Source organism: Bacillus sp. ME78 (assembly GCF_903970865.1).
GTDB lineage: Bacteria > Bacillota > Bacilli > Bacillales > Bacillaceae_G > Bacillus_A > Bacillus_A cereus.
On the sequence record NZ_CAJCKK010000059.1, the window covers coordinates 1 to 6,667 of the forward strand.

A 6,667-nucleotide genomic window follows, 5' to 3' on the forward strand; every position below is an offset into this window, starting at 1 on the left:
CCGGATGATCCAGGAGAGTAATTGAATACTTGATTTGCAACGCCGCTGGTCATAGCTTGTCTACTATTTGACATATTTCCATATACACCACTCATAACAGTCTTTAGCCCTGACAACTGACTCATAGAACTAGCCATCATACGACTCATATCCCCCATCAATTGATTCATTGTTCCTGTTATACCAAGCGATTTTTCTTTTGATGATAAAGGTGTAACCGTAATGGAATTACCTTTCTTAGTAAATAATTCTGGTCCGGCTTCTCCGGTAATAAATGAACCATCACCTACAGGCTTTCCACCTTTAGCAAGCATTGGAACATATGGAATCGTAGGAGCACTCACACCAGGGATTCGATTTAATAATTGTGCTGGTGTATTAAATGCATAAATGAATTTATTTATCATATAAATAAGTCCGTTGATGGCTGCTTTTATACCACTTTTAATTCCACTCCACACAGCGAGTATAGCTGATTGCATACCTTCGAACGCGCCAATAACAGCCCTTGTCACCCAATTTACGGGTGTCATAATTGCATCCATCAATCCACGCCAGACTGATGCTGCTGTATATTTAATCCCTTCCCAAATACTCACAAGAGTAGATTTGATGCCATTCCATACGCTGATACTAGTACTACTAATCATATTCCAAACTGTTGAAATAGCCTCTTTAATGTTGTTAAAAATAGCCCTTGCTATAGAAACGATTGAACTCCATAAACTAGATAAGTAGTTTGTTACAGCATTCCATACCGTACTTGTTGTAGAACTAATCGTGGTCCATGTATTTATAATCCATCCTTTTATCGAATTAAAAATTGGTACCACAAAAGAAACTAGTCCGTTCCAGCATGATTGCAAGAAGTTTTTCACTGCATTCCATACAGTCATTGTTGCTGAACTGATTGCATTCCAAACAGTTGTAATTGTATTTTTAATCCAATCAAATACTGTTGTCGCAATTGAAACTATTCCACTCCAACAAGTCGTTAAGAAATTTGCAAGTGCATCCCACACCGCTATAGCTTTTTGCTTAATAGTTTCCCATATCGAAGCTAAAAACTCTCGTATAGATTCAAAAATTGGAGTAGCAAAGTATAGAATTGCTGTCCAAATTGCTTGTAAATATTGAGTAATGAAATTCCATACGGTTTGAATAACTGTTGAAATTCCATTCCAAATCATAGAAAAGAAATCAGCAATTCCTTGTAGTACAGGAGTTATAAAAGCAACTAGTCCATTCCAGGTGCTAATGAAAAACTCACTAATCGCTGTCCACACTTCCGAAGTGGTTTGGCTGATACTAATCCAAACTTCTGACAACGTCTCAACTACCTCATTCCAAATTCCAGTCAAATATTCAATGATTGAATTCCATGTTTCCTGAGTAGCTTCAACCATCGTGTTCCATGTTTCAGTTAATGACTCCGTTATTCCATTCCATAGCTCTATTAAATATTCTTTAATTGAGTTCCAAGCTTCTGATGTAGATTCACTAATACTATTCCACGCTTCACTTGCCCATTGCACAATCCCGTCCCATATTCTTACTAAGAATTCTCCAATTGCATTCCAGGCATCAATGGTCCATTTCGTTATAGAATCCCAATTTTGATAAATGGCTACAGCTAAAGCAACAACTGCTGCTACAACAATTGCAATTAATGCTACCCATCCCATCATTGCTGCCCCTATGGTCGATATGACAACAACTATTGGCGCTAAAGCCATAAATGCTCCTGAAATTACACCTATAGCTACTGCTATAGCTGCTAATGTAGCTGCTAACTTTGGGTTATTAGAAATCCAATCCGCAATTTTAGCAACAACATCAGCTATAACACCTAGAACTGGTTTGAGAGCTACTTGTAAATCTTGCATTGCTTTTTGAAACTTAACTGCTGGGCTTGCATCTATTTTAGAAGTAGCACCATGTAAATCCTCTACCCCTTTTTTTAAATCAACTTGTTTTCCTTCTGCTTTCAAAATAGTGTCGATGATTTTCTTTCCTTGGTCTTCCCAAAGAGTACCGAACATCTTCGTGCCAAGTGCATTTCTGTCTGTTGCATTTTCAACACCAGCTAAAGCCTTCGTGGCTTCAAGCATCGCTTTTTGTCCACCTTCGCCACCTTGAGCGATAGCTTGACCCCATTTTCCAAACTGATCCGCCGAAATCTTTGTTTTATCTAAAACCTCTTGCATAGATTTATCTACACCCGCACCAAACTCAGCCATTTTGATACGCCCTTCTTTTACACCATCTAATAGGTTATCGATATTCCAACTCTTAGTATCGACCCCTGCTGACATAATTCCTTGGACTTCTTTAGCCGAAAATCCAGCTTGAATCATCTGATCCCCATATTCAGCAATAATATCTAATTGTTCTGGTGGAAATCCTGTTTTTAATAATGTATTAACTAGTCCCAATGCTTCCTCGTTAGTAATACCTAACGTCGCACCAATCTCATTGGTTTCTTGTATAAGTTCATTAAAATCAATTCCAGCATAGGATGCTGCAATAGTCGCTGCCCCTTTAACCACAGCGGCATTTGTTTCATCCGAAGCATCCTTATTTAATGCCCATTGTCTGCGAACACCTTCTAATGCTTCTTCAGCGTCAATACCATAAGTACTAACGCCCCTAATAGCTTCTTCCACTGATTTTTTCGAAGACTCTGGAACATCAAAAGTGATATCAATCTTAGTTTTCAATTTTGACATATCCATTGCTTTTTCAACTGCACTAGCAATACCGCCACCAGCTGCCATACCACCAATGACATTTTCCAACCCTATTTTTAATCCTTCAAACTTTTTCTCAGTTCTCCCAGTTTCTTGCTGTAAGTCCCTTAATTCATTTCGTACTTGTTGAATAGAATTACCAGAATCTACAGACCGTAGTGCTCGCTGTAATTTTTCAATGTCGCCTTCCGCTCCTAACGCCTCACGACCAATAAGACCAATTGCTTGGTCTAATTGTCTACTTGTTGCTGTGCCGCTTTTAATTGCATTCACAAGACGATTCCCTAATGCTCCTGCAAAATCATCAACACTTTTCCCAGTCGCGCTAAACAGTGTTTCTAATTGCCTTGTGGAACTCGCTACATTATCTTGTTCAGCCTTCATATTTCCAAGTTTATTTTTCAGTCCATTAAGAGATCCTTCTGTAAATTCAATTTCACGTCGAAAAGCACGATATTGTTCTTCAGAAATTTTACCGTTTTGAAATTGGGCTTGCACTTGTTGTTCTGCTGCCTTTAATTTATCTAATTTCTGCGTTGTATTGTCTATTTGTTGTGTGAGTAACTGTTGTTTTTGAGCAAGCGCTTCAACATTACCTGGATCAAATTTTAATAAACGCTCAACATCTTTTAACTCTTTAGCCAAAGAATCACTCTGTTTATTTACATCTTTCAAGGCATTTTGAAGACCCGTAGTTTCTCCACCTATAGAAATTGTAATCCCTTTAATTCTTCCTCCTGCCATCATCTCACCCCTTTCTTAGAATGTATCGAAGTCTTTTTGATTCGCTTTACGAGTTTTGTCTTTATCTGGTTTCTCCATTTCAGCAAATTCAGCAATGTAATCAAAACAATCACCAATTGTCATAATTTCTAAATCCCAATGCGTTAATTTCGCCTTATAACAAAGAGCAAGGAACGTGTCAGTGGTTAATTCTTCATCACTGAAAGTTCCTTGCTCTCCATTACTTTTCTTTATTTTTTTTTTGCGCCCATCGTACTTTGAATCATATCCATAATTTCCGGAATAATCTCTGAAATAGGGAATTCATCAAAACCGTCTAACCATGTAATCGGCTCAGCAATTTCTGGATTTGCTGTTTTCGCGTATAGCCAAACTAAATCATAAACAACTTCAAAATCTAACTTACTTAAATCTGCATTTGCTAAATCAATAGTGGCTAGTGAACCCTCTTGAGGGTTTGAAGGAGACAGAATCCCTAACTTAAACATATCCGCAAATAAATCACGTCTAAATTGTGCTTTATAACGTTTAACAGTTGCCGCTGTACTTTTTAATCTGACTTGTTTTCCGTCTATTGTAATTGTCTTTTCCATGTACTATTACGCTCCTTTTGGTAATGCAGGTACTTTTGTATAAACTTTTTTGTACCAATTATTATAAATTTCTTGTTTTGATTTAGTTGTAGTTTTCGTTTTAACCATGCGCTTTCCATTAATATCAATAGGGCTTGATACAAATTTAAGTTCATTTGTATTTGGCTCCGCTGAATTAGTTTTCGTTTTAGATGCAAGTGTTGGACGACTTGCCGAACAGTTAAACATAACGTGGCGTGTTGCTCGTACATCTCCATCAAATTCGAATAACAATGCAAATGGTTTTCCTTTCGCATCAGCTAATTCATTTAATACGCCGTCTTCTTCGTCTAATTCTTCTCCTAGTGCATCGACTGCAAATTGTTCTGGAATAGTCGCAATAGATAGCGTCCCATCATAACCCTGGTTATTACTTGCTGCATAGTAAAGCATGTCATCAGCGTAGAATTCAATTAAATCCCCTCGTGGATCAAACGTTAATTCAACTGCACCTGGTAATGGAATCGGTGTACTGAATGTAACTACACCATCTTTAATATCGAAGAGTGCATAATGGACATTTTTCAGACCAAAGGCTACTTTGTTTTCATTCATTTACATCAACCTCGTTTCGTATATTTTTTGATACAATTTTTCAGATTCAATAAAAGTCCCATACGAGTCATAAGGAATCTCATGATCGTCAAGGACTTTTTCAAGTTTGGCTTCTGCAACTAAATCTTTTTTAGTTGTGTAAAGCTCAATATTTGCATCGTCTATCTTGTGATAAACCTTGTTATCAGCCATTAAATTTGCTGATCCATCCACAAGGATACAAATGTAAGGCGGCGCTGGAACTGGCTTACCTGGTGTTGCTATGAAATGCGAATAAGCCACAGGATAGCCTGTAGCTTCAAGGATTTTTGTTAATTCACCTAATGTCATTATTCAAGCGCCCTTTCAATCCGTCTTGGGAATTCATTAATTACATACTCTTCAACTGGACGAATATGCACTTGAGCTGGAACTCGTCCACCACCAGCCTTTGCATGTCCATTCTCCAAAAGATGCGTTAGTTGCCCTTTTGTATTGTGAACAACAACGCTATTACCTTCTTTTTTCTTACGCCACCCTTTACGATAAGCACCTGTTTTTTTAGGACCACTTTGACTTAATTTACTTACAGCAACATCAGCAACTTCTTCTTGTGCTGTCAGTAATTCTTCTTCCACAACATTTGCATATCTTTGCAATTCTCTAGCAAGTTCGCCCGCAAAATCATTCATATTAAACATGCTCCTTTGCGATAATAGTCAATGTTTGATACATTTCATCATCATTCATTGGCGGTTCGGTAATGTCAAAGATACGATCCTTCATTTTAATTCGCATTAATTCTGTAATTCCTGTTGTATAAGGAATTACAAACCGATAAATTCGTGTAGACTGTGAAGCCGAAGCTTCAATGTACTCTGAACCTTTTATCGTTTTTATCATTGCCCATGCTTTTTTTACTTCTTGCCAATTACCTGTTTCAACTTCTTGATTCAAATCATCTTTTATTACTTCAGGTTGCTCAATGCTAATTCGATTTCTAAAATCACCTGTATTCAGCGGTTTTTTATACTGAAAAGGACGCATATTAATCACCGTCCAACTTAATTTCTTCTAAAGCTTTTTCAATGCTTAAACTATTAATCTGGCTTAAAAAATTCTTATCGAAATACTCTAAGGCATCGTTATAAACATAACGAGAGCGTTCAAAGACTAATTCCTTGAACACTTCGTCAATATTAAGATTATAATTACCACAAACCCTAGTTAAATCTTTATTAGATGCAAATAGGATGCGTCTTAGGTTTTCATCTTCATCATCACCTAATCGCATCCTATCTTTGAATTGCTGTAATATTTCATTTGAAATTACCTTATCCATTCACATCATTCCTTATTTAGTTGCTGGTGGAGTTGGTGGTGTAAAAGAAATTTTCAAATCATAAACAAGAGCTGCTTTATTATCTTTTGGTTTACCATTAGCAAACTGTTTGATTGTATAAAGCGTAGCATCTTCAATCGCTAATGTTTGGTCAAACTTTTTAAGTTTGTATCCACCTGCTATCGCTGCAATATATTGTCCTTTCACAAAGAATAATGCTTTTCCAACTGGAACTTCTTCAGATTCAACAGTTTGAATGTTATAAGGTAATGCCATTACCCATTGGCCATTAGCCGTTTGAATTGTATTACGTGCTTGTACACCAATTGCATCTACAGGATTGACAACCATCACAATTTTATTTAACACTTTACGGGATTTTCCTTTCCCATCAACAGATAAAGCTTTTACTACTTCATAAAGCTCACCAGCAATTACTTCACCATTTTCAGAAGGAGCAAATGTTAGTGTACCGGATGATTTTTTATCAGTAACCGCACCTGTAGTTGCATTCACATCTTTCATTAAACCTACAGGTTGATGCGCTACTGATCCGCCACCATTTACAAATCCAAACTCTAAACCAACAGAATAACTTTCTACTAATAATGTTCGAACGTAACGTTCTACCCATACTGGCCCTAATTCAAGCATGTCATTTGGAA

General features: G+C 37.0%; 7 protein-coding genes and 1 pseudogene. All 8 read right to left on the reverse strand.

Annotated features, from left to right (window positions below; translation table 11 throughout):
- The coding region (locus H6481_RS27745; RefSeq protein WP_182813753.1) for a DUF2207 domain-containing protein at window positions 1-3,497 on the reverse strand (3,497 nt) is incomplete at its 3' end.
- A gap of 227 nt (window positions 3,498-3,724) precedes the next feature.
- Complete coding sequence (locus tag H6481_RS27750) at window positions 3,725-4,087, reverse strand: hypothetical protein (protein WP_000415930.1); 363 nt, start codon at window positions 4,085-4,087, stop codon at window positions 3,725-3,727.
- 6 nt (window positions 4,088-4,093) lie between these two features.
- Window positions 4,094-4,681, reverse strand: a complete 588-nt coding sequence (locus H6481_RS27755; RefSeq protein WP_098570344.1) for a major tail protein — start codon at window positions 4,679-4,681, stop codon at window positions 4,094-4,096.
- Window positions 4,682-5,011 (reverse strand): hypothetical protein, encoded by a 330-nt coding sequence (locus H6481_RS27760; protein WP_098570346.1) that lies wholly within the window; start codon window positions 5,009-5,011, stop codon window positions 4,682-4,684. It lies immediately after the preceding gene.
- Window positions 5,011-5,352, reverse strand: a complete 342-nt coding sequence (locus H6481_RS27765; protein ID WP_098570347.1) for an HK97 gp10 family phage protein — start codon at window positions 5,350-5,352, stop codon at window positions 5,011-5,013. The genes H6481_RS27760 and H6481_RS27765 overlap by 1 nt, the downstream gene beginning before the upstream one ends.
- Window position 5,353: 1 nt before the next feature.
- The gene (locus tag H6481_RS27770) at window positions 5,354-5,707 is read right to left on the reverse strand and encodes a phage head closure protein (RefSeq protein WP_098570349.1); all 354 of its coding nucleotides are present in this window, start codon (window positions 5,705-5,707) and stop codon (window positions 5,354-5,356) included.
- A gap of 1 nt (window position 5,708) precedes the next feature.
- A complete protein-coding gene (locus H6481_RS27775) occupies window positions 5,709-6,002 on the reverse strand; it encodes a hypothetical protein (protein WP_098570350.1) in 294 nt (97 codons plus the stop codon).
- Between the two features lie 12 nt (window positions 6,003-6,014).
- Window positions 6,015-6,667 (reverse strand): annotated as a pseudogene (locus H6481_RS27780) (phage major capsid protein); the annotation flags it as partial.